The organism is Pseudomonas iranensis, assembly GCF_014268585.2.
Lineage (GTDB): Bacteria > Pseudomonadota > Gammaproteobacteria > Pseudomonadales > Pseudomonadaceae > Aquipseudomonas > Aquipseudomonas iranensis.
Genome location: NZ_CP077092.1, coordinates 4,450,742 through 4,473,053 on the forward strand (window position 1 = coordinate 4,450,742; position 22,312 = coordinate 4,473,053).

Consider the following 22,312-nt stretch of genomic DNA (forward strand, 5'->3'; position numbering starts at 1 on the left):
GCCAGCAATGCACAGCCCACTGCGCCCCGAGCAACGCCGGTTGCCGCTGCACGTGCACATCAGCGTCATGTTCACCTTTCTTTTATTGCTTACGGGCGTGGTGCTGGGCCTGTTCAATTACCACCAGACCACGCAGATCATCCTGTCGAGCAGCGAAAAGCTGTTTGACCGCATCGAGCAGGATGTACGCCTCGATCTGCAGGCAACCTATCAACCGATCCGCAACCTGCTGAGCCTGCTGGCGGACACCCCGGCGGCCCACGCGAGCGATCTGCAACAACGCCTGCCGTTGCTCAAACCCTTCAGCCAGTCGCTGACCGACAACCCGGCGCTGGCTTCGCTGTATCTGGGTTATACCAATGGTGATTTCTTCATGGTGCGCGCGCTGCGCACGGCGGAACTCAAGACACAGCTTCAGGCGCCGGAAGCGGCGGCCTATCAGGTCTGGAGCATCGAGCACGAGCCGCAAGGCACTGTACGCTCGCGATCACTGTTCTTTGATCAGGCCCTGACGCCGCTCAGCCGCCGCGATCATCCAGACGAGCCTTACGATCCGCGCAGCCGGACCTGGTTCAGCGATGCCCTGCAACAGGCAGGGCAAATCACCACCGAGCCCTATGTATTTTTCTCGACCCACAATGTCGGCACCACGCTGGCCCGGCGCAGCGGCGAGAATGCCGTGATCGGCGCCGATCTGACCCTCGCTTCGCTGTCGACAGCCTTGGGCAAGCACCGGGTCACGCCTTCGACAGAGATCGCGTTGTACGACACCGACGGCAACGCCGTGGCCTACCCCGACAGCCATCGTCTGATCGTCGATGACCGCACCGCGCGACTGGCCAGAGCGGCCGATCTCAGCCCTGAACTGAACACACTGCTCAGCTCCGACACTATCGGCAAGCGTCTGCAAGTAAACGACCGGCAATGGATCGTCGCGCGCACCAGCATTGAGGAAGGCGGGCCGAAAGGTTTGCAACTGGCGCTGCTGGTGCCGGAAGACGAATTACTGGTGGACGCGTTCCGGATGCGCTGGCAAGGCGCGCTGATCACCCTCGCCATCCTGTTGCTGTGCCTGCCATTGGGCTGGGTGATTTCGCGGATTCTGGTCAAGCCGCTGCATGCGCTGGTCAAGGAAGCCGACGCGATCCGCAGCTTCGACTTCAGTTCTCCGCTGGCGCGCCGCTCGCCCGTACTGGAAGTCGATCAATTGAGCCTGTCGATGGCGCGGATGAAAGAAACCCTGGGCAGTTTCTTCCGCATCACCGACAGCCTTTGCGCCGAAACCCGTTTTGCCCCGCTGCTCGAACGCGTGCTGTTCGAAACCGTGCAGATCGCTCAGGCGCAGGCCGGTCTGATCTATCTGCGCGAAGCCGACGGCGCGCGCATGGAACCTTATGGACTGGTGATTGATGGCGTGCCGCGGAAGCTGGAGGCGTTCGACATTGAGGGACGCGAGCTGCATAAGAACACCGGCCCGGCGTGGTTCGAGCAACTGGCCAGCGCCAACAATACCGTCAGCCATCTGGGCTTCGATCAGGCCGGCGACTTGCAGAAAATCCTCCTGGCCATGGAATCACCGCGCATCCACTTGATCGGCATCCGCCTGCACAACCAGCACGATGAAACCATCGGCCTGCTGATTCTGCTGGTCAATGACAGCGGCGCGCCGGGCGACCTGGAAAAGCTGCGCCCCGATCGTATCGCCTTCTTGCAGGCGGTGTCCGGCGCGGCGGCGGTGAGCATCGAAAGTCAGCGTCTGCAAGCGCGGCAGAAACAACTGCTCGATGCCTTCATCCAACTGCTCGCCAGCGCGATCGATGCCAAGAGCCCCTACACCGGTGGCCACTGCCAGCGGGTTCCGGAATTGACGCTGATGCTCGCCCAGGCCGCTGCGGCAAGCCAGGACCCGGCGTTCAGCGCTTACCAACCGAGCGAGGATGAATGGGAGGCGTTGCACATCGCAGCGTGGCTGCACGATTGCGGCAAGGTCACGACGCCGGAATACGTAGTCGACAAGGCCACCAAGCTCGAGACCATCAACGACCGCATCCACGAAATCCGCACCCGCTTCGAGGTGCTCAAGCGTGACGTGTGGATCAACTACTGGCAGACGCTGGCAAGCGGTGGAGACGAAGCGGCGCTGGCCCGCGCCCGTGATAGTGAGTTGCTGATGCTCGACGACGACTTCGCCTTTGTCGCCCGCTGCAATCTCGGTGGCGAGGCCATGGCCGAGGCCGATCTGCTGCGCCTCGAGCAAGTCGCGCAACGCAGATGGCTGCGCACACTTGATGATCGCCTCGGTGTGTCATGGGAAGAAAACCGCCGCCAGGCAAAAACACCGGCGCCGACACTGCCCTTCAGTGAAACACTGCTGGCCGACAAACCCGAGCATCTGATCGAACGCGACAAGAACGAGCTGATCCCCGAGGACAACCCCTGGGGCTTCAAACTCGATGTACCCGCGTACAAGTACAACCGCGGCGAGTTGTACAACCTGAAGATCGCCCGTGGCACCCTGACCCGCGAAGAGCGCTACATCATCAACCATCACATGGTGCAGACGATCATGATGCTCAGCCACCTGCCCTTCCCCGGTCACTTGGACAGCATTGCCGAGATCGCCGGCGGCCATCATGAAAAAATGGACGGCACCGGGTATCCGAAACGGCTGAAGCGCGAGGAAATGAGCCTGCCGGCGAGGATGATGGCGATTGCCGATATTTTCGAAGCGCTGACTGCCGCCGATCGCCCTTACAAGAAAGCCAAGTCGTTGAGCGAGGCGCTGGGGATCATGGCGACCATGTGCCGTGAAGCGCACATCGATGCGCCGCTGTTCGGCCTGTTCATCAATGAGGGTGTGTACATGCAGTACGCGACGCGGTTTCTTGATCCCGCGCAAATCGACAGCGTGGATACGGCCAGCCTGTTGCACAAGGCTGGCCTCAGCGGTTGATCAGCAGTCGGTCAGGCGCAGGAAAATCGCCGCCAGTTGCTCGATGCCGGCCTGATCCTCGGCGCCGAAACGTGCCAACTTCGGGCTGTCGAGGTCGAGCACGCCGATCAGGCGACCGTCCTTGACCAACGGCACAACCAGTTCGCTGTTGGACGCGCTGTCGCAGGCGATGTGACCGGGGAAAGCATGCACATCCTCGACTCGCTGGGTTTGCAGGCTGGCAGCAGCAGCGCCGCACACACCGCGCCCGAACGGGATGCGCACGCAAGCGATCTGACCCTGAAACGGGCCGAGCACCAGCTCTTCGTTGCGATTGAGGTAGAAACCGGCCCAGTTCAGATCATCGAGCTGGTTGAACAGGAACGCCGAGAACTGCGCGGCATTGGCGATGAAATCGCGCTCGTCCGCCAGTAGCGATTCCAGTTGCGCGGCCAACATACCGTAGCCTTCGAGGCCCTGGCCGCTTTGTTGCAAATCAATCATGCCTTGTGCTCCAGCAATTTCAGTCCCACCCAGTAGCGGGCGAATTGATACGCGCAACGTCCGTTGCGATTACCGCGGCCGGTGGCCCAGCGCACGGCGAGGATGTCCAGTGCTTCGTCGCGCTGCCAGCTCAGGCCGGCCTTGGCGGCCAACTGGCCGATCCAGTGCTCGACGACGTTGAGAAAATGTTCCTGGGTAAACGGGTAGAACGACAGCCACAGACCGAAACGGTCAGACAAGGCGATCTTGTCTTCCACCGCTTCGCTCGGGTGCAGTTCGCCGTCGACGCGCTTCCAGTTTTCGTTGTCGCTTTCCTTTTCCGGCACCAGGTGGCGGCGGTTGGAAGTGGCGTACAACAAGACGTTGTCAGGGGCCTGCTCGAGCGAACCGTCGAGCACGCTTTTCAGCACGCGATAGTCGCCTTCGCCGGATTCGAACGACAGGTCATCGCAGAACAGCACGAAACGTTGCGGCAATTTGGCGACTTGCTCGACCACCCGTGGCAGGTCAGCCAAGTGATCGCGTTCGATCTCGATCAGACGCAGGCCGGCAGCGGCGTGCTCGGCCAGCAACGCACGCACCAGCGAAGACTTGCCGGTACCGCGCGAGCCCCAGAGCAAGGCGTGGTTGGCCGGCATGCCATCAAGAAATTGTTGTGTGTTGCGCCCCAACTGCTCCAACTGACGGTCGACGCCGATCAGGTCGGACAGACGCATGTCGAGGCTGACTTCCAGCGGCAACAGGTAGCCGCTGCGACCGTCACGCTGCCAGCGCGCTGCCAGGCATGTGTTCCAGTCAATGACGGGGCGCGGTGCCGGCAACAGTGGTTCGATTCGCGCCAGAACCGACTCGGCGCGTTCAAGAAAAGCATTCAATCGGGAATCCACGTCTTCTCCTCGGGCACTTTCACAGTGATGATGACGATCCAGCGACGACACACAGATAAAATCGCCTCAGCAAGCCTTGTTACAAGGCGATTCGGGAACCTCGGTATCCCTGCATGATCGACTATGCTTGAGCAGCGAAGGGAAACGGAAGTGGTTCAACAACCCATGGATATCAAATTCACCCACCGGCTGTCTTACAAGCAAGCCAGGCTTACCGTGCTGGTCGGGTTCATTCTGGGCACCCTGCTCAGTCTGCTGCAGATCGGCATCGATTATGCCAGCGAAGACGCTTCCATCAACCGGGAAATCCTCGCACTGCTGGAAATCAGCCACAATCCGGCCTCGCGCATCGCCTATAACATCGACGCCGAACTGGCGCAGGAGCTCACCCTCGGCCTGCTGCGCTCGCCGGCGATCATCGCCGCGCAACTGATCGACAACAACGAGACCGTGCTGGCCAACGTCAAACGCCCGGAACTGCAGAGCAGCTATCGGCTGATCAGCGACTTCCTGTTCGGCGCCAAGCGTCATTTCGAAGATCGCCTGTACCTCGACCATTTGCCCAACGAATCCCTCGGCGTCCTCAAACTGGAAGTCGACACTTACGCCTTTGGCAGCCGCTTCTTGCGCCGCGCGGAAGTCACCCTGCTCAACGGTTTCGCCCGCAGCCTGCTGCTGACCGGGATCCTCCTGGCGCTGTTCTACGTGATGCTGACCAAACCACTGGTGCGGGTCATCCGTGAACTCAGCGGCCGCGACCCGCGCAGCGCCGAGCCGACCACGCTTGAGTGCCCGGCCGGCCACGGCAACGATGAGATCGGCGTGCTGGTCAAAGTCGCCAATCAGCAGTTCGAGAACATCGCCACCGAAATCCAGCAACGGCGCACCGCGGAAAACCGCCTGACCGAATACCTCGCGCAACTGGAAGACATCGTTTCGGCGCGCACCGCCGAACTCAAGGCAATCAACGCCCGCCTCAGTCAATCCAACGAAGAACTGGAAGTAGCACGCCGCACCGCGCTGGACATGGCCGAAGCGCGTTCGGCGTTTCTGGCCAACATGAGCCATGAAATCCGTACACCACTCAACGGTCTGCTGGGGATGATCGCGCTGTCGCTGGACGGCCCGCTCAACGCCGAGCAGCAGCAACAACTGTCGATCGCCCACGACTCGGGCAAGGTGCTGGTGGAACTGCTCAACGATATTCTCGACCTGTCGAAATTCGACGCCGGGCAACTGGAGCTGGAAAACATCCCGTTCGACCTCGGCTCGCTGATCGAGGACACCGCCAACCTGCTCTCGCAGAACGCCGCGCCGAGCGTCGAGCTGACCTGCCTGATCGAGCCGCACTTCCCGGCGCTGGTGCTGGGCGACCCGACCCGGGTGCGCCAGATCGTCAGCAACCTGCTGTCCAACGCGCTGAAATTCACCCGTTTCGGTCGGGTCGATGTGCGCCTGTCGGCACACAAGGGTGGCGTGCGCATCGAAGTCTGCGACACCGGCATCGGCATCGCCCAGGAAGCGCAAGTGAAAATCTTCCAGCCGTTCACCCAGGCCGGCGCTGGTATCACCCGTCAGTACGGCGGTACCGGGCTGGGGCTCGCGCTGACGTACAACCTGTGCGAGGCGATGCAGGGTCGACTGACCATCAGTTCCGAAAGCGGCTTCGGCAGCCAGTTCTGCGCAGAACTGCCACTGCCCTCTCACACCCGCGCGCTGCCGCCGATACCGTTACGCGGCAAGGTTCTCGCCATCACCGCTGCCAGCAGTGGCCTGGCGGAATTGCTGAAAAGCCTGTTGCCGGTGTGGGGCCTGGAATACACGCAGCGCACTATTGATGATTCGCTGCTGGGCCTGAATCCGGATGTGCTGATCACCGATTGTCCGGAATGCCTGTTCGGTCTGCGCCCGAGCATCACCGCGCCGATTCTGCTGGTGACTGCTTACGGCAGTTTTCTGCCCAGCGAAGAAGCCGCCGCCCTCGCCCCCTTGCAGCAGCAGGCCCGGCCGCTGGCGCGCAACGCGCTGTACCAGCATCTGCGACGGATTCTGCAACCGGAGGTCGCCGCCCTCACCGAAGCGCAAGCGGACGCCTCGCCGTCCGCGCGCCGCGGCAAGGTGCTGCTGGTCGAGGACAACCCGGTCAATCAACTGGTGGCAAAAGGCATGCTTGGCAAGCTTGGCTGCGATGTGGTGGTGGCGGGGCATGGCGCCGAGGCGCTGGATCAGCTGGAGTTTGCCGATTTCGATCTGGTGCTGATGGACTGCAACATGCCGGTGATGGATGGCTATGAAGCCAGTCGGCAGATTCGCCAGAGCGGGCGCTGGCCGAATCTGCCGATTGTCGCGCTGACCGCCAACGCCATGTCCGAGGAACGCGAACGCTGCCGCGCGGCGGGCATGAGTGACTATCTGGCCAAACCGTTTCGCCGCGAAGAACTCGCCGCGCTGCTCGATCAGTGGATGCCGACTACGCCAGCGCTTTGATTTGCCCGAGCAAGTGATCGAGGCCAGCGCGCAAGTCGTTGAGCCGGTCAAGATCAACGCCACTGTCGCAGAGCAGGCGCGCCTTCAGTGGCCCGACCCGCTCGCGCAATGCGGCTCCGGCAGGCGTCAGGCTCAGGTGCATCTCACGTTCGTCGCGCGCCGAGCGCCTGCGCTGGACCAGATCGATCTGCTCCAGACGCTTGAGCAATGGCGTCAATGTCCCCGAGTCCAGCGCCAGACGCTCGCCCAAGGCCTTGACCGTCGGTTGCTCCGGCGCAGCATCCTGCCACTCCCACAGCACCAGCATCGCCAGGTACTGCGGGTAGGTCAGGCCCAACTGATCGAGCATCGGCTTATAGGCGCGAATCACCGCCCGCGAGGCCGCGTACAGCTTGAAGCACAACTGGCTGTCGAGCTTCAGCGAGTCACCCGGCTGGCTCATTTCAGCAAAGCTTCGATCTCGCCGCTCAGGTCCTGCGGTTTGGTCGTCGGCGCGAAACGCTTGACCAACTGGCCATCCTTGCCGATCAGGAACTTGGTGAAGTTCCACTTGATGCCCTGCGAGCCGAGCAGGCCCGGGGCGCGCTTCTTCAACTGCACGAACAGCGGGTGAGCATCGGCGCCGTTGACGTCGATCTTCTTGAACAGCGGGAAGCTGACGCCGAAATTCAGCTCGCAGAACTCGCTGATGGCGCCCTCATTGCCCGGCTCCTGTTTGCCGAACTGGTTGCACGGGAAACCCAACACCACCAGCCCCTGGTCCTTGTAGGTCTGCCAGAGTTCTTCGAGGCCCTTGTATTGCGGAGTGAAGCCACACTTGCTCGCGGTATTGACCACCAGCACGGCTTTGCCGGCGAAATCGGCCAAGGTCTTTTGCTCACCCTTGATGGTGGTGCACGGGATATTCAGCAGGTTGTCGCTCATGGGTCGGCTCCGCAATGGTGAGGAAGGCGCAAACATAACGAGCAATTGAATTGTGTGCAATCTAATTGCTCGATAAAGAGGCGACGCAATGTCGCCTGTTTCGGTTATTCGCGCGGCTCGAGATTCAGGCACACCGAGTTGATGCAATAACGCAGGCCGGTCGGTGGCGGGCCATCCGGGAATACGTGCCCCAGATGCGCATCGCAGCGCGCGCATTTCACTTCGGTGCGGATCATGCCGTGGCTGGTGTCGCGGATCTCAGCCATCGCGCTATCGCCGATCGGCGCATAAAAGCTCGGCCAGCCGCAGCCGGAGTCGAATTTGGTCTTGGAATCGAACAAAGGCTCGTTGCAGCAGACACAGTGGTAGACACCGTCGGTTTTGGTGTCGTTGTATTTGCCCGAGAACGGACGCTCGGTGGCACTCAGACGGCAGACGTTGTACTGCTCGGGGTCGAGCATGGCACGCCATTCTTCCAGGGTTTTCTGCAACTTTTCCATCATCACACCTCAGCGGCTGAAAAAGCCCGATCTGTACCTTTTCCACGGATCGGGCGGCACGTATGATTGCGCCTCGTCACGCGCCAGTCTGGCAGCCAGACCGGGCGCATTCAAACGGATTCTGAGCGCAAAAGCGCCAGACCTCCGCCTGTGCGAAGACGCAGCAATCCCAGTACGGTTGTCCATTTGCCGCCTGGATCGTTCATTTTCGGGATCACATCGCCATGCAGTTCAGCAAATCGAACAAGCTCGCCAACGTCTGCTACGACATTCGCGGCCCGGTGCTCAAGCACGCCAAACGACTGGAAGAGGAAGGCCAGCGCATCCTCAAGCTGAACATCGGCAACCCGGCGCCGTTTGGTTTCGAAGCGCCGGACGAAATCCTCCAGGACGTGATCCGCAACCTGCCGACCGCGCAGGGCTACAGCGATTCCAAAGGCCTGTTCAGCGCGCGCAAGGCGGTGATGCAGTACTACCAGCAGAAGCAGGTTGAAGGTGTCGGCATCGAAGACATCTACCTGGGCAACGGTGTGTCCGAGCTGATCGTGATGTCGCTGCAGGCGCTGCTCAACAACGGCGACGAAGTGCTGGTGCCAGCCCCGGACTATCCGCTGTGGACCGCTGCCGTCAGCCTCGCTGGCGGTAACGCTGTGCATTATCTGTGCGACGAAGGCGCCGACTGGTTCCCGGATCTGGCCGACATCAAGGCCAAGATCACCCCGAACACCAAGGCCATGGTGATCATCAACCCGAACAACCCGACCGGTGCGGTGTACTCGAAGGAAGTGTTGCTGGGCATGCTGGAAATCGCCCGGGCGCACAATCTGGTGGTGTTCTCCGATGAGATCTACGACAAGATTCTCTATGACGACGCCGTGCACATCTGCACCGCTTCGCTGGCGCCGGACCTGCTCTGCCTGACCTTCAACGGCCTGTCGAAATCCTACCGCGTGGCCGGTTTCCGCTCCGGCTGGATTGCCATTTCCGGGCCGAAACACAACGCGCAGAGTTACATCGAAGGCATCGACATGCTGGCCAACATGCGCCTGTGCGCCAACGTGCCGAGCCAGCACGCGATCCAGACCGCGCTGGGCGGCTACCAGAGCATCAACGATCTGGTGCTGCCGCAGGGTCGCCTGCTGGAGCAGCGCAATCGCACCTGGGAGTTGCTTAACGATATTCCCGGCGTCAGCTGCGTGAAGCCGATGGGCGCGCTGTACGCGTTCCCGAAAATCGACCCGAAGGTCTGCCCGATCCACAACGACGAGAAATTCGTGCTTGATCTGCTGCTTTCCGAGAAGCTGCTGGTGGTGCAGGGCACGGCGTTCAACTGGCCGTGGCCGGATCACTTCCGCGTGGTCACCCTGCCCCGCGTCGATGATCTGGAAATGGCCATCGGCCGCATCGGCAACTTCCTCAAGTCCTACCGCCAGTAATGGGCCAGCAGTGCGCAACGAATTGGCTGTTGCGCACTGTCTGATTCAGCAACACATCTTTGTTCCGCGCCTTTGCAGCCCTTCTACACTTGCGATGCGAGCCGTACAGACGTATCTGACCTAATGGCGGCGGGGCGAAAGGCTGTGTCATCCGTGTCGGAATCGAGGGTGGGAATTTTCTTTTTGCTCAGGAAACCGCTGTAGGACACAGTTTGAAATAGTCACTCGGTTGAATAGCCCGGTGCCGCACCTTATATACCCCGCAGTACGCTACATCTTTAGCTTGAGGAGAGTTCTACAACCATGATGCGCATCCTGCTGTTTTTGGCCACTAACCTGGCGGTCGTGCTGATAGCCAGCATCACCCTGAGCCTGTTCGGCTTCAACGGGTTCATGGCGGCCAACGGGGTCGACCTCGACCTCAGTCAGCTGCTGGTCTTCTGTGCGGTCTTTGGTTTCGCCGGCTCGCTGTTCTCGCTGTTCATCTCCAAGTGGATGGCGAAGATGAGCACCGGTACGCAAATCATCAGCCAGCCACGCACTCGTCATGAGCAATGGCTGCTGCAAACGGTCGAGCAATTGTCCCGCGAAGCCGGGATCAAGATGCCTGAAGTCGGGATTTTCCCGGCCTACGAAGCGAATGCTTTCGCCACCGGCTGGAACAAGAACGACGCGCTGGTCGCGGTCAGCCAGGGCCTGCTCGAGCGATTCTCGCCCGATGAAGTGAAAGCCGTACTGGCCCACGAAATCGGTCACGTCGCCAACGGCGACATGGTCACGCTGGCGCTGATCCAGGGCGTGGTGAACACCTTTGTGATGTTCTTCGCGCGGATCATCGGCAACTTCGTCGACAAGGTCATCTTCAAGAACGAAGAAGGCCAGGGCATCGCCTACTACGTGGCGACCATCTTCGCCGAACTGGTGCTGGGCATCCTCGCCAGCGCAATCGTCATGTGGTTCTCGCGCAAGCGCGAATTCCGTGCCGACGAAGCCGGCGCCCGCCTGGCCGGTACCAGCGCGATGATTGGCGCTCTGCAACGTCTGCGTGCCGAACAGGGCCTGCCGGTGCACATGCCCGACACCCTGAACGCCTTCGGCATCAACGGTGGCATCAAACAGGGCTTCGCCCGCATGTTCATGAGCCACCCGCCGCTGGAAGAGCGTATTGACGCACTGCGTCGTCGCGGTTGATTTGACCGAAGTGAAAAAGAAGGCCCGCAGCGATGCGGGCCTTTTTTTGTATCTTCAGATCATGCGTTGTCAGCAAAGTCCCATTCGCGAGCAGGCTCGCTCCCACCTTTGGAAAGCATTCCCCTGTGGGAGCGAGCCTGCTCCCGAAGACGCCGGAGCTGCTGACAGAAAACTATCTGGAAGAAACCCGATAAACCCGCTCCACCAACCACTCAACCCCGCCCTGCAGAAACTTCGGGCTCACAGCCAGAATATCCCGCTCTTCCAGGTTCTCCACCTGCCAACCCTGGCCGAGCAACCGCTGCACCTCATCATCATTCACCGCAAACGGCGGCCCCGGAATCTGCGTCTGATCGTAATCCAGGGTAATCACCAGCCCTTTCATCTCCGGCGCCAGCAACTGCTGCAGATGCGCCGCATAGCGCTGACGCATCGCGTCCGGCAAGGCAATCAGCGCGGCGCGGTCGTACAGCGCGGTGCAACCGGCAACATCCTCTGCCGTCAGCGCGAAAAAATCCCCGCACCACAGTTCGATGGCATCACTGCGATAAACCTTGAATGCGCCCTTCTCGCTGATCTGCGGCTGCAACTGATGTTCGCTGAAAAACTCCTCGACAGCCTTTTCCGATAGCTCCACTCCAAGCACCTGATGTCCCTGCCCGGCAAGCCAGAGCAGATCCAGACTCTTCCCGCACAGCGGCACCAGCACACGCGCCGACGGTGCAATCGCCAGCTCCGGCCAGTAACGCTGCAAATACGGGTTGGCCTCGGACTGATGAAAGCCGATCTGGTTCGAATCCCATTTCTTGTACCAAAACTCAGGCTGCATGGATCACTCCCGAAAAACCGATGAAAAACCGCAGAAACTTATATTGGATTCAGATCGATGATCTGACTGAAGATGGCTCATCTTAGCGCTCAGGAGCCCGTCCATGTTGCCCAGCCTGTTTATCTCCCACGGTTCACCGATGCTGGCGCTGGAGCCCGGTGCCAGCGGCCCGGCACTGGCGCGACTGGCCGCCGAACTGCCGCGTCCCAAAGCCATCGTCATCGTCTCTGCACACTGGGAAAGCCAGGAACTGCTGGTCAGCAGCCACCCGCATCCGGAAACCTGGCACGACTTCGGCGGTTTCCCCCGTGCGCTGTTTGAAGTGCAGTACCCGGCACCGGGCAATGCGCAGCTGGCCGCCGAAGTAGCTGAACTGCTGAACGCCCATGACTTGCCGGCGCGGCTCGATCCGCAACGACCGTTTGATCATGGTGTTTGGGTGCCACTGTCGTTGATGTATCCGCAGGCCGACCTTCCGGTGGTGCAAGTTTCGCTGCCGAGTCGTGGCGGGCCGGCGTTACAGACGCGGGTTGGCCGTGCGCTGGCGAGCCTGCGCGAACAAGGCATTCTGTTGATCGGCTCCGGCAGCATCACCCACAACCTGCGCGAGCTGGACTGGCATGCCGGCCCGGAAAGCATTGAACCGTGGGCGCGTAGTTTCCGTGACTGGATGATCGACAAGCTGGCCGCCAACGATGAAACGGCGCTGCATGATTATCGCCAACAGGCGCCGAATGCTGTGCGCAGCCACCCGAGTGATGAGCATTTGTTGCCGCTGTACTTTGCTCGCGGTGCCGGCGGGATTTTCAGCGTGGCGCATCAGGGTTTCACGATGGGGGCGCTGGGTATGGATATTTATCGCTTCGGTTGAGGCCTTCGCGAGCAGGCTCGCTCCCACAGTAGCCAATGAACAGGCAAAAAAAATCCCCGAACCAGTCGGGGATTTTTTATGTGCGATCAATCAGCCCAAGGGCGGATCAATCTTCGCGGTAGCGACGCAGCTTGAGCTGCTTACCAGCCACGCGAGTGTCCTTCAGCTTGGTCAGGAGCTTTTCCAGACCTTCTTCCGGCAGTTCGACGAGGCTGAAGCTGTCACGCACCTGGATGCGACCGATCGCTTCACGGGCCAGACCGCCTTCGTTGAGGATGGCGCCCAGCAGGTTTTTCGCAGCGATACCGTCACGCGCACCCAGCGCGGTACGGCAACGAGCACGGCCTTCGCCCAAAGGCATTGGCGCGCGACGCTCGCGGTCACCACGATCAGGGCGGTCACCGGAACGCTCAGGACGGTCGCCACGCGGTGCGTTGTTCGGCACCAGTGGGCGTTCCTTCTCGATCGCTGCCAGGTTCAGCGCTTGACCGTTGGTGGCCTTGCGCAGCAGCGCAGCAGCCAGTGCACGCGGGGTGCAACCGATGTCGGCAGTCAGGCGATCAAGCAGTTCACCGTGAGTCGATTCGGCGTCAGCAACCAGCGGCGACAGGCTGTTGGTCAGTTTCTTGATGCGAGCATCGAGAACGGCTTGAGCGTCTGGCAGGCGTACTTCGGCAACTTTCTGACCGGTTACGCGCTCGATCACTTGCAGCATGCGGCGCTCACGTGGAGTCACCAGCAGCAGTGCACGACCTTCGCGACCGGCACGGCCGGTACGGCCGATACGGTGCACGTAGGACTCCGGGTCGTACGGCATGTCAACGTTGAACACGTGAGTGATGCGCGGAACGTCCAGCCCACGGGCAGCAACGTCGGTCGCGACAACGATGTCCAGACGGCCATCCTTGAGCGAGTCGATCACGCGCTCACGCTGGTTCTGGGCGATGTCACCGTTCAACGCGGCGGCTTTGTAGCCTTTGGCGTCGAGGGCGCTGGCCAGGTCCAGGGTCGCTTGCTTGGTGCGCACGAACATGATCAGGGCGTCGAAATCTTCGACTTCCAGCAGGCTGAGTACGGCCGAGGTTTTCTGGTCAGCGTGAACCAACAGGTGAGCCTGTTCGATCGCGGTAACGGTCTGGGTCTTGGTCTGGATCTTGACGTGTTGCGGATCGCGCAGGTGGCGTTCGGCAATGGCGCGGATCGACTGCGGCAGGGTCGCCGAGAACAGCACGGTCTGGCGGGTCGATGGCAGAGCCTTGAAGATGACTTCCAGGTCATCCATGAAGCCCAGCTTCAACATTTCGTCAGCTTCGTCGAGAACCAGATGGTTCACGGTCGACAGGACTTTCTCGTCGCGACGCAGGTGGTCGCACAGACGACCCGGAGTAGCGACAACAATCTGTGCGCCATTACGGATTGCCTTGAGTTGCGGGCCCATCGGCGCGCCGCCGTAGACAGCCACGACGGTGACGCCTGGCATTTGCTTGGCGTAGGTTTCAAAAGCGGTTGCTACTTGCAGCGCCAACTCTCGGGTTGGCGCCAGGATCAGGGCTTGCGGTTCGCGCTTGGCAGGATCGATGCGGTGCAGAATAGGCAGTGCGAACGCGGCGGTTTTACCGGTACCGGTTTGCGCCTGGCCAATCATGTCCTGGCCGGCCATGATGATCGGGATCGATTGCTGCTGAATCGCCGAAGGCTCTTCGTAGCCAGTCGCTGCGACGGCTGCAAGAATATTCGGGTTGAGATTAAAAGCGGCGAATCCGCCGGTTTCCTGGGTCATGGGTCTGCCTCTAAGTGCATCCGCAAAGACCCATGCTCCAAAGCTGCGCATGCCGTGTTGAGACTCAAGAGTCGCCCTGGCAGCTTTGTCGGCGGGGATTTGCGAAAACGAATGAATGAAGATGAATCGTCAAGGAAGAGCCCGCAATGCGGACGTGCAGCCGAAGCTGACTTCGGGAAATGCGCTACCTAAACGCGGCCCGGTTAAAGGCCGGCGCGCACTATACCGGATTTCGCCCGAAAAGGGAGCTTTTTTTGTGGCCCTTATCCGTGTGTCACCGCCGTGTAACGGGGTTTTGCGGATAATCGCGCAACGGTCTATTTTGCAAAGGCCCGGCCCTGCGGGCGATGACGCTTAAACGGTTCACCGACCTGCGGCAAAGCGCCGCGCACCCGCCCTTCCCGCTTGAGGATTTAGCCATGAATCAGCCCTGCGCCGGCCGCGTCAGCCGAGAACGTCGTGGTCATGTGCACTTGATCGGCCTCGATCGGGCGGCCAAGCGCAACGCTTTCGATATCGACCTGCTCAACGACCTGAGCCTGGCCTACGGCGAATTCGAAGCCGACCGCGAAGCGCGGGTCGCCGTGGTGTTCGGCCATGGCGAGCACTTCACCGCCGGGCTCGATCTGGTCAATGCCAGCGCAGCCCTGGCCGAAGGCTGGCAGGTTCCGAGCGGCGGCTGCGATCCCTGGGGCGTTTTCGTCGGCCCACGGGTGAGCAAACCGGTCATCGTCGCCGCGCAGGGTTACTGCCTGACCATCGGCATCGAGCTGATGCTGGCGGCGGACATCAACCTGTGCGCGAGCAATACTCGCTTCGCGCAGATGGAAGTGCAGCGTGGGATCTTTCCGTTTGGCGGCGCGACTTTGCGTTTCCAGCAGATTGCCGGCTGGGGCAATGCGATGCGCTGGTTGCTCACTGGCGATGAGTTCGATGCCCACGATGCGTTGCATCTGGGCTTGGTCCAGGAAGTGATGGCCAGCGAAGACTTGCTGCCCCGCGCGATCGAGCTGGCCGAACGGATTGCCCGGCAGGCACCGCTGGGCGTGCAGGCGACCTTGATGTCAGCGCGACAGGCGCGTTATGAGGGTGAGACAGCGGCGGCGCAGGCGTTACCGGCGCTGGTGAAGAAGTTGCTCGCCACTGAGGATGCCCGGGAGGGGGTGCGGTCGTTGGTGGAGCGGCGGCCAGGGATTTTCAAAGGGGTGTGAAGAATCTGCTGCCTGTCAGGGCCTTTTCGCGAGCAGGCTCGCTCCCACAGGTAGAACGCATTTCAAATGTGGGAGCGAGCCTGCTCGCGAAGGGGGCGGTACTGCCGGCTCAGGTCGCCGGGCGAATCGCGTTGATCAACGACTGCAACGAATACCCCAGCTGCGGCGCCAGCGCTTCGGCCCGTTGGGTCAGCGCCTGCATGTCCAGCGCCTGATCGAGATCCGCCGGAACGATCAGAATCACGTTGCCCTCCTTCACCGGCAACTCCCAGTAATGCCGGTGATAGAGCCCGCGCAACAACGCCGCGCCCAGTGGCTTGCCATCGTCGGTGGCCCACTGATTGATCACCAGCCAGCCGCCCGGATTCAGGCGTTTCTGACAATCGCCGAGAAAACTCCAGGCCAGATGTCCGACACCGGGACCGACATCGGTATAGAGGTCGACGAAAATCAGATCCGCCGGCTCGGCAGTCGGCAGCAATTCCAGCGCATCGCCGACGCGGATGTACAAACGCGGATCGTCATCCAGGCCGAGATATTCGATGGCCAGGCGCGGTACGTCCGGGCGCAGTTCGATGGCTTCGACGTCTTCCAGCGGCAGGAATTTCAGGCAAGCCTGGGTCAGCGTGCCCGCGCCCAAACCGAGAAACAGCGCGCTCTCCGGCTGCTCGTGGCACAGCGCGCCGATCAGCATCGCGCGGGTGTAGTCGTACTCCAGCCAGCTCGGGTCGGCGGTGAACACGCAGCTCTGCTCGATCGCATCGCCGAACTCGAGAAAGCGGTAATCGGCCACTTCCAGCACGCGAATCACGCCGAACTCATCCTGTACTTCGGCGAGCAGATGCTCGACGCGCTCCTCAGTCATTTCGTCTCCTGATGGTCACCGGGCGCGGTGACGCGATGGCACCGCTGTGGCGCCGTGGCAAAGCGGCGATTGTCGGCGATGGGGCGGGAGCAGGTCACGCACTAATTGCTGCTAACATGGCGCTTCCCTGCGTACGAACTTCGAGACCGTGATGAGCCAACCGTGGAGCCCTGACAGCTGGCGCGCCCTGCCGATCCAGCAACAACCGCAATACCCCGACGCCGCGCACCTGCAACAGGTCGAGCAGACTCTGGCCAGCTATCCGCCGCTGGTGTTCGCCGGCGAAGCGCGCGAGCTGCGCCGGCAGTTTGCCGAAGTCACCCAGGGTCGCGCGTTTCTGTTGCAGGGCGGCGATTGCGCGGAAAGCTTCGCCGAATTCTCCGCCGCGAAGATCCGCGACACCTTCAAAGTGTTGCTGCAAATGGCAATCGTCATGACCTTCGCCGCTGGCTGCCCGGTGGTCAAGGTCGGGCGCATGGCCGGTCAGTTCGCCAAGCCGCGTTCGGCCAACGACGAAACCATCGGCGGCGTGACCCTGCCGGCCTACCGTGGCGACATCGTCAATGGCATCGGCTTCGACGAAAAGAGCCGCGTGCCGGATCCGGAGCGTTTGCTGCAGTCCTATCATCAGTCCACAGCAACCTTGAACCTGTTGCGCGCTTTCGCCCAGGGCGGTTTCGCCGACCTGCACCAAGTGCACAAGTGGAACCTGGATTTCATCGCCAACTCGGCGCTGGCCGAGAAGTACAGCCACCTCGCCGACCGCATCGATGAAACCCTGGCGTTCATGCGCGCCTGCGGCATGGACAGCTCACCGCAACTGCGCGAAACCAGTTTCTTCACCGCCCACGAAGCGTTGCTGCTGAACTACGAAGAAGCCTTCGTGCGCCGCGACAGCCTGACCAACGATTACTACGATTGCTCGGCGCACATGCTGTGGATCGGCGACCGCACCCGCCAGCTCGACGGCGCGCACGTTGAATTCCTGCGCGGCGTGAACAACCCGATCGGCGTCAAGGTCGGCCCGAGCATGAACCCCGATGACCTGATCCGCCTGATCGACGTGCTCAACCCGGACAACGATCCGGGCCGCTTGAACCTGATCGCGCGGATGGGCGCGAACAAGGTCGGCGATCATCTGCCGGCACTGATCCGCGCGGTCCAGCGCGAAGGCAAGCAGGTGCTGTGGAGCTCCGATCCGATGCACGGCAACACCATCAAGGCCAGCAGCGGCTACAAGACCCGTGACTTCGCACAGATCCTTGGCGAGGTGAAGCAGTTCTTCCAGGTGCACGAAGCGGAAGGCAGCTATGCCGGCGGCATTCATATCGAGATGACCGGGCAGAACGTCACCGAGTGCATCGGCGGCGCCCGACCAATTACCGAGGATGGCTTGTCCGACCGTTACCACACCCACTGCGATCCGCGGATGAATGCCGACCAGTCGCTGGAATTGGCGTTTTTGATTGCCGAGACCCTGAAGCAAGTCCGCCGCTAGACGGCGTCGCCTCCCTTCGCGAGCAGGCTCGCTCCCACATTTGCAATGCGTTTCCCTGTGGGAGCGAGCCTGCTCGCGAAAGGGCCGGCTCAGGCAACCTCAATCCGCGCCAATGCCACCCGCAACCGCCCCGCACTCTCGCGCTGACAATTCAACTGCACCCGCTCAAGCCCCAGCCAACCCGCCATCCGCCGCAAATTCAGCGCCAGCGCCAGCATGCCCTCCTCGTCCAGCCCCGGCTCCTCTTCGTGCACCGCATGCACCGCCAACTGCCCCGCCGCCCGCTCTGCGCGTAGATCAACCCGCGCGGCGATCCGCTCGTTGTGCAAAAACGGCAGCACGTAATAGCCGTAAACGCGCTTGGGCTGCGGTGTGTAGATTTCCAGACGATAGCGGAAATCGAACAAACGCTCGGTGCGGCTGCGCTCCCAGATCAGCGAGTCGAACGGCGACAGCAGCGCACTGGCAATGACCTTGCGCGGCACTTTGGGCTCCGGCAGGCAATAGGCGATCTGCCGCCAGTCGCCGACTTCGCACATCTGCAATTGCCCCGCCTCAACCAACTCAGCCAGACGCGGGCGCGCATCCGCGGGGCTCAGGCGAAAGTAATCACGCAGGTCTTTTTCCGAACCAACGCCCAATGCTTGCGCCGCATGCAACAGCAAACCGCGTTGCGCCTCGGCCTCGTCCGGCGTGGGCTGTTGCAGGATCGCCGCAGGAATCACCCGCTCGGGCAAATCGTACAAGCGCTCGAAACCGCGTCGCCCCGCCACTGTGACCTCACCGGCGGCGAACAACCATTCCAGTGCATGTTTCTCGGCACTCCAGTCCCACCACGGCCCGGCCTTGTCTTCGCGGGTCGACAGACTGCCAGCGCCCAGCGCGCCCCGCTCCTCAACCGCAGTCAGCACACGGCGGATGGTTTCCTGCTGTTCGCGACCAAACTTTGCCAGTTGCTGATAGATGTCTTCGCCACGCTTGGCGCGTTGCATGCGCCAACCCAGCAACGGGTACATCGACAGCGGCAACAGCGACGCTTCATGGCCCCAGTATTCGAACAGCGTGCGCCGCCGGCCCGCACTCCAGGCAGCCTGGTCGAGCAAGTCAGATGGATAGGAACCGAGACGGGAAAACAGCGGCAGGTAGTGCGAGCGCACCACGGCATTGACGGAATCGATTTGCAGCAGGCCCAGCCGTTCGATCAGCCGGTTGAGATGACTGGCATTGACGGTCGGCGGCTGGCGCCCGTTGAACCCTTGGGCGGCCAGCGCCAGACGTCGCGCCTGTTTGAGGGAAAAGAACACTGTCGCGGGCATTTATTCCTCCATGTCTGCTCGCAACCTACCTCACCTGAAAGGGGTTTGTGTAGCGATAGCCTCATCATTTATGCATCGGATCGTCCCAGAACGGCCGCACGGTTTCGTGTTCAACATCGGCGCGGCTGATGCCGATGTCTTTCAGCGCCTCATCGCTCAGACCGGCGAGCATTTCCCGTTCACGATGCAGCTCATACCAGCGGCTGAATTTGTGCAGCAGATCGGACACGATATGGCCGTGGCCGGACAGCTGTTCTTCGCTTGCATACTCTCTTTGACCTTTCATCGTCTTGCCTCCTTTTGTGGATGGCTCAAGTCTCGCGCCAGCGCTAAGATCAATCCAACGAATGTTTCTGATGGCATGCATCACGGAGATTCATCAATTGTCCGCCTACCCCAGTATCGATACCGATGTCCTGCGCACCTTTGTCGCGATTGCCGATCAGGGCGGTTTCACCCGTGCCGGCGAGATGGTCAACCGCACCCAGTCGGCGGTGAGCATGCAGATGAAACGCCTGGAAGAAGACGTGTTGCAGCGCCAGCTGTTCGAGCGCGATGGCCGTCAGGTGCGACTGACAGCTGAAGGCCAGGTGCTGCTCGGTTACGCGCGGCGCATCCTCAAACTGCACAGTGAAGTGTTCAACACCCTGCGCGAGCCGCACATGGTCGGCACCGTGCGCATCGGTACGCCGGATGATTACGTGATGCGTTTTCTGCCGGGGATCCTGTCGCGGTTCGCGCAGTTCTATCCGCTGATCCAGATCGAAGTACATTGCGAATCGACCAAACAACTGTTGCAGCGCACTGATCTGGACTTGTCGATCGTCACCCGTGAGCCGGGCAACGAGATCGGCCAGTTGCTGCGCAAGGAGCGCTTTGTCTGGGCCGAGGCGCAGAACTTCAGCGCCCACGAACAGACGCCGCTGCCCCTGGCGATGTTCAACAGTGATTGTTTCTGCCGCCTGTGGGCGTGCAATGCGCTGGATGCGATGGGCCGCGATTACCGCATCGCCTACAACAGCAGCAGCCTGTCGGCGCTGATGGCGGTAGTCAGCGCGGGGCTGGCGATCACCGCGCAACTGGAAAGCCTGATCACCCCGGACATGCGCATCCTTGGCGCCGCCGAAGACCTGCCGCTGCTGCCCGAGGCGAGCATCATGCTGATCCGCAATCTGAACAACCCGTCGCCGATCACCGAGTGCCTGGCCGAACACATTGTCGAGGGCTTCAAACTTTAAACGCGAGCATCACCGCACACAGCACCAGAAAACCGCAGAACAGCCCACGCAGGAGTTTTTCCGGCATGGCGTGGGCAACTTTCACGCCCCAACTGATGCTGAGCAGACCTCCGACCGCCAGAGGCAGGCCGATCATCCAGTCGACTTCGTGGTGCACCGCATAGGTCACCAGGGTTACGCCAGTGCTCGGCAGGGCCAGCGCCAGCGACAAGCCTTGAGCAACCACTTGACTGGTGCCGAACAGGCTGGTCAACACTGGCGTGGCCACCACCGCGCCGCCGACGCCGAACAAGCCGCCCATGGTCCCGGAAGCAGCGCCGAGCACGCCCAGCCACGGCCAGGAATGGCGCATCTCGGCAGTCGGCGCTGGGCGCGGACCGAACATCTTCAACAGGTTGTAGGCCGACAGCGCCACCAGAAAGGCGACAAATCCGATGCGCATGGTCTGCGCATCGATGCCCACCGCCCAGATCGAGCCAAGCCAGGCAAAGCAGAAACCCATCACTGCCAGCGGCAGCGCATGGCGCAATTCGATGCGATTACGCTGGTGATAACGCCACAGCGCCAGCATCACGTTCGGTACCACCATCACCAGCGCCGTGCCTTGGGCGATCTGCTGATCAAGCCCAAACCACACGCCAAGCAATGGAATCGCAATCAAGCCACCGCCAATGCCAAAGATCCCGCCCAATGTGCCCAGGGCGGCGCCGAACAGCAGGTACAACAGAAAATCCATCACAACGGTAATCCTCTAACGACAGGCGGCCAATGCTACGCACTCACGCCTAGCGGGGAAACGCATAGCAACGCACAATGGCTATGCCGATTTTGCACAAGCGTGATTTCCATGAATCCCAACCAATTGACCGATCAGCTCGGCCTGTTTCTCGATGTGCTGGAGAGTGGCAGCTTTTCTGCCGCTTCGCGCCGTCATCCGCTGACACCATCCGCCGTGGCGCGGCGCATCGATAGCCTGGAAAGTGCCGTCGGCAGTCAGCTGTTCGTGCGTAGCACCCATGCCGTGCTGCCGACTTCGGCCGGTCTGGCCTTTGCCGAACGGGCGCGACGGATCATCGCCGAGTTGCAACTGGCGCGTGCCGAAGCGGTGTCATTGAGCAGCGCACCGGAAGGCCTGATCCGCATCGATGCGCCAGCAGCCTTCGGGCGGCGGCATCTGGCGCCGGTGATTGCCGATTTTCTCCTGCTGTATCCGGGACTGGATGTGCAGATGCACCTGATCGACAGCTTCAGCGACATGGCCGGCAGCAGCCTGGGCAAGGTCGATCTGGTGCTGCGTACCGGCCAATTGGCTGACTCGCGCCTGGTCGCCACGCCATTGGCGAGCATGGTCCGCGTCGCCTGCGCCAGCCCTGACTATCTCAAGCAGCGCGGCGTGCCCGAGCATCCGGCGCAGTTGAGTGAACACGACGGGCTCGACTGGGAAGGCCTTGCGCCGCCCTTTGCCTGGAAATTCGAAGTGGACGGGCAAATGCAACTGCACCGGCCATCGCGGGTACGCCTGAGCGCCAACAATGCCGAAGCTCTGGCGTGTGGCGCGGCGGCGGGTCTGGGCGTCGCACACCTGCCGACCTGGCTGGCCAGCGAATACTTGCTGCGTGGCGAACTGGTGCCACTGTTCTGCGAAAACGGCCTGCCGCCGCCGGAGTCCACCGGCATTTACGCGCTGCGCATGGAACAGCAGGTCCATTCGCGCAGTCGGTTATTGCTGGAATACCTGAAAACCCGCTTCAGCCCGGTGCCTCCATGGGATCTGGCGCTGCAACGGCAATTCGCCCGGCACTGACGCCGGACATATTTATCTGGCGCCTTAAAGATTCGAGCG

At 61.5% G+C, this 22,312-nt stretch carries 20 protein-coding genes; 9 read left to right on the top strand and 11 right to left on the bottom strand.

All coding sequences use genetic code 11. The annotated features are described in order from the left end of the window. Window positions 1–7 precede the first annotated feature (7 nt). The gene (locus HU724_RS19950; protein WP_186567883.1) at window positions 8–2,953 is read left to right on the top strand and encodes an HD domain-containing phosphohydrolase; all 2,946 of its coding nucleotides are present in this window, start codon (window positions 8–10) and stop codon (window positions 2,951–2,953) included. Here the strand turns inward: HU724_RS19950 and HU724_RS19955 are convergent, their stop codons facing one another. Beyond that, a complete protein-coding gene (locus tag HU724_RS19955) occupies window positions 2,954–3,436 on the bottom strand; it encodes a GAF domain-containing protein (protein ID WP_016770850.1) in 483 nt (160 codons plus the stop codon). Next, complete coding sequence (locus tag HU724_RS19960; protein ID WP_016770851.1) at window positions 3,433–4,323, bottom strand: ATP-binding protein; 891 nt, start codon at window positions 4,321–4,323, stop codon at window positions 3,433–3,435. The genes HU724_RS19955 and HU724_RS19960 overlap by 4 nt, the downstream gene beginning before the upstream one ends. 165 nt (window positions 4,324–4,488) lie before the next feature. Between HU724_RS19960 and HU724_RS19965 the strand changes: the two genes are divergently transcribed. Beyond that, on the top strand, window positions 4,489–6,810 hold the full coding sequence (locus HU724_RS19965; protein WP_051600511.1) for a hybrid sensor histidine kinase/response regulator: 2,322 nt from the start codon (window positions 4,489–4,491) through the stop codon (window positions 6,808–6,810). Here HU724_RS19965 and HU724_RS19970 read toward each other — a convergent pair. The 3 genes from HU724_RS19970 to msrB all read right to left on the bottom strand — a co-directional run bounded on the left by HU724_RS19970 (window position 6,794) and on the right by msrB (window position 8,234). Further along, entirely contained in the window at window positions 6,794–7,252 is a 459-nt protein-coding gene (locus tag HU724_RS19970; RefSeq protein ID WP_016770853.1) for a MarR family winged helix-turn-helix transcriptional regulator, read from the bottom strand. The genes HU724_RS19965 and HU724_RS19970 overlap by 17 nt on opposite strands. Further along, a complete protein-coding gene (locus tag HU724_RS19975) occupies window positions 7,249–7,734 on the bottom strand; it encodes a glutathione peroxidase (protein ID WP_016770854.1) in 486 nt (161 codons plus the stop codon). The genes HU724_RS19970 and HU724_RS19975 overlap by 4 nt, the downstream gene beginning before the upstream one ends. A 104-nt stretch (window positions 7,735–7,838) precedes the next feature. Beyond that, a complete protein-coding gene (gene msrB, locus HU724_RS19980; protein WP_016770855.1) occupies window positions 7,839–8,234 on the bottom strand; it encodes a peptide-methionine (R)-S-oxide reductase MsrB in 396 nt (131 codons plus the stop codon). A 224-nt stretch (window positions 8,235–8,458) separates the two neighbouring features. On the opposite strand from msrB, the gene HU724_RS19985 reads away from it, so the two are divergent. Both HU724_RS19985 and htpX read left to right on the top strand, forming a co-directional pair. Beyond that, entirely contained in the window at window positions 8,459–9,670 is a 1,212-nt protein-coding gene (locus tag HU724_RS19985) for a pyridoxal phosphate-dependent aminotransferase (RefSeq protein WP_016770856.1), read from the top strand. Between the two features lie 303 nt (window positions 9,671–9,973). Further along, window positions 9,974–10,861 (top strand): protease HtpX, encoded by an 888-nt coding sequence (gene htpX / locus HU724_RS19990; protein WP_007908619.1) that lies wholly within the window; start codon window positions 9,974–9,976, stop codon window positions 10,859–10,861. 172 nt (window positions 10,862–11,033) lie between these two features. On the opposite strand, the gene HU724_RS19995 is transcribed toward htpX, so the two are convergent. Then, entirely contained in the window at window positions 11,034–11,690 is a 657-nt protein-coding gene (locus HU724_RS19995; RefSeq protein ID WP_186567881.1) for a thiopurine S-methyltransferase, read from the bottom strand. A gap of 103 nt (window positions 11,691–11,793) precedes the next feature. Here HU724_RS19995 and HU724_RS20000 point away from each other — a divergent pair, with 103 nt between their 5' ends. Next, window positions 11,794–12,561: a DODA-type extradiol aromatic ring-opening family dioxygenase gene (locus HU724_RS20000; protein ID WP_186567879.1), complete on the top strand. Its 768-nt coding sequence runs from the start codon at window positions 11,794–11,796 to the stop codon at window positions 12,559–12,561. 106 nt (window positions 12,562–12,667) lie between these two features. Here the strand turns inward: HU724_RS20000 and HU724_RS20005 are convergent, their stop codons facing one another. Next, entirely contained in the window at window positions 12,668–14,341 is a 1,674-nt protein-coding gene (locus tag HU724_RS20005; protein WP_016770859.1) for a DEAD/DEAH box helicase, read from the bottom strand. A gap of 419 nt (window positions 14,342–14,760) precedes the next feature. On the opposite strand from HU724_RS20005, the gene HU724_RS20010 reads away from it, so the two are divergent. Next, window positions 14,761–15,552 (top strand): crotonase/enoyl-CoA hydratase family protein, encoded by a 792-nt coding sequence (locus HU724_RS20010; RefSeq protein WP_071173120.1) that lies wholly within the window; start codon window positions 14,761–14,763, stop codon window positions 15,550–15,552. Window positions 15,553–15,661: 109 nt separating this feature from the next. Here the strand turns inward: HU724_RS20010 and HU724_RS20015 are convergent, their stop codons facing one another. Beyond that, window positions 15,662–16,417 carry a spermidine synthase gene (locus tag HU724_RS20015; RefSeq protein WP_024013768.1) on the bottom strand — a complete coding sequence of 252 codons (756 nt, stop codon included), beginning with the start codon at window positions 16,415–16,417 and terminating at the stop codon, window positions 15,662–15,664. A 151-nt stretch (window positions 16,418–16,568) separates the two neighbouring features. Between HU724_RS20015 and HU724_RS20020 the strand changes: the two genes are divergently transcribed. Beyond that, window positions 16,569–17,915 (top strand): class II 3-deoxy-7-phosphoheptulonate synthase, encoded by a 1,347-nt coding sequence (locus HU724_RS20020; protein ID WP_186567877.1) that lies wholly within the window; start codon window positions 16,569–16,571, stop codon window positions 17,913–17,915. 89 nt (window positions 17,916–18,004) lie between these two features. Here the strand turns inward: HU724_RS20020 and HU724_RS20025 are convergent, their stop codons facing one another. Beyond that, the gene (locus HU724_RS20025) at window positions 18,005–19,231 is read right to left on the bottom strand and encodes a winged helix-turn-helix domain-containing protein (protein WP_186567875.1); all 1,227 of its coding nucleotides are present in this window, start codon (window positions 19,229–19,231) and stop codon (window positions 18,005–18,007) included. Window positions 19,232–19,295: 64 nt separating this feature from the next. After that, the gene (locus HU724_RS20030) at window positions 19,296–19,517 is read right to left on the bottom strand and encodes a DUF1127 domain-containing protein (RefSeq protein WP_024013770.1); all 222 of its coding nucleotides are present in this window, start codon (window positions 19,515–19,517) and stop codon (window positions 19,296–19,298) included. 97 nt (window positions 19,518–19,614) lie between these two features. Between HU724_RS20030 and HU724_RS20035 the strand changes: the two genes are divergently transcribed. Continuing rightward, window positions 19,615–20,469, top strand: a complete 855-nt coding sequence (locus HU724_RS20035; RefSeq protein WP_174823892.1) for a LysR substrate-binding domain-containing protein — start codon at window positions 19,615–19,617, stop codon at window positions 20,467–20,469. On the opposite strand, the gene HU724_RS20040 is transcribed toward HU724_RS20035, so the two are convergent. Continuing rightward, entirely contained in the window at window positions 20,459–21,205 is a 747-nt protein-coding gene (locus HU724_RS20040) for a sulfite exporter TauE/SafE family protein (protein ID WP_189691427.1), read from the bottom strand. The genes HU724_RS20035 and HU724_RS20040 overlap by 11 nt on opposite strands. A 111-nt stretch (window positions 21,206–21,316) precedes the next feature. Here HU724_RS20040 and HU724_RS20045 point away from each other — a divergent pair, with 111 nt between their 5' ends. Beyond that, entirely contained in the window at window positions 21,317–22,273 is a 957-nt protein-coding gene (locus HU724_RS20045) for a LysR family transcriptional regulator (protein ID WP_016770867.1), read from the top strand. The last annotated feature ends 39 nt before the right edge of the window (window positions 22,274–22,312 follow it).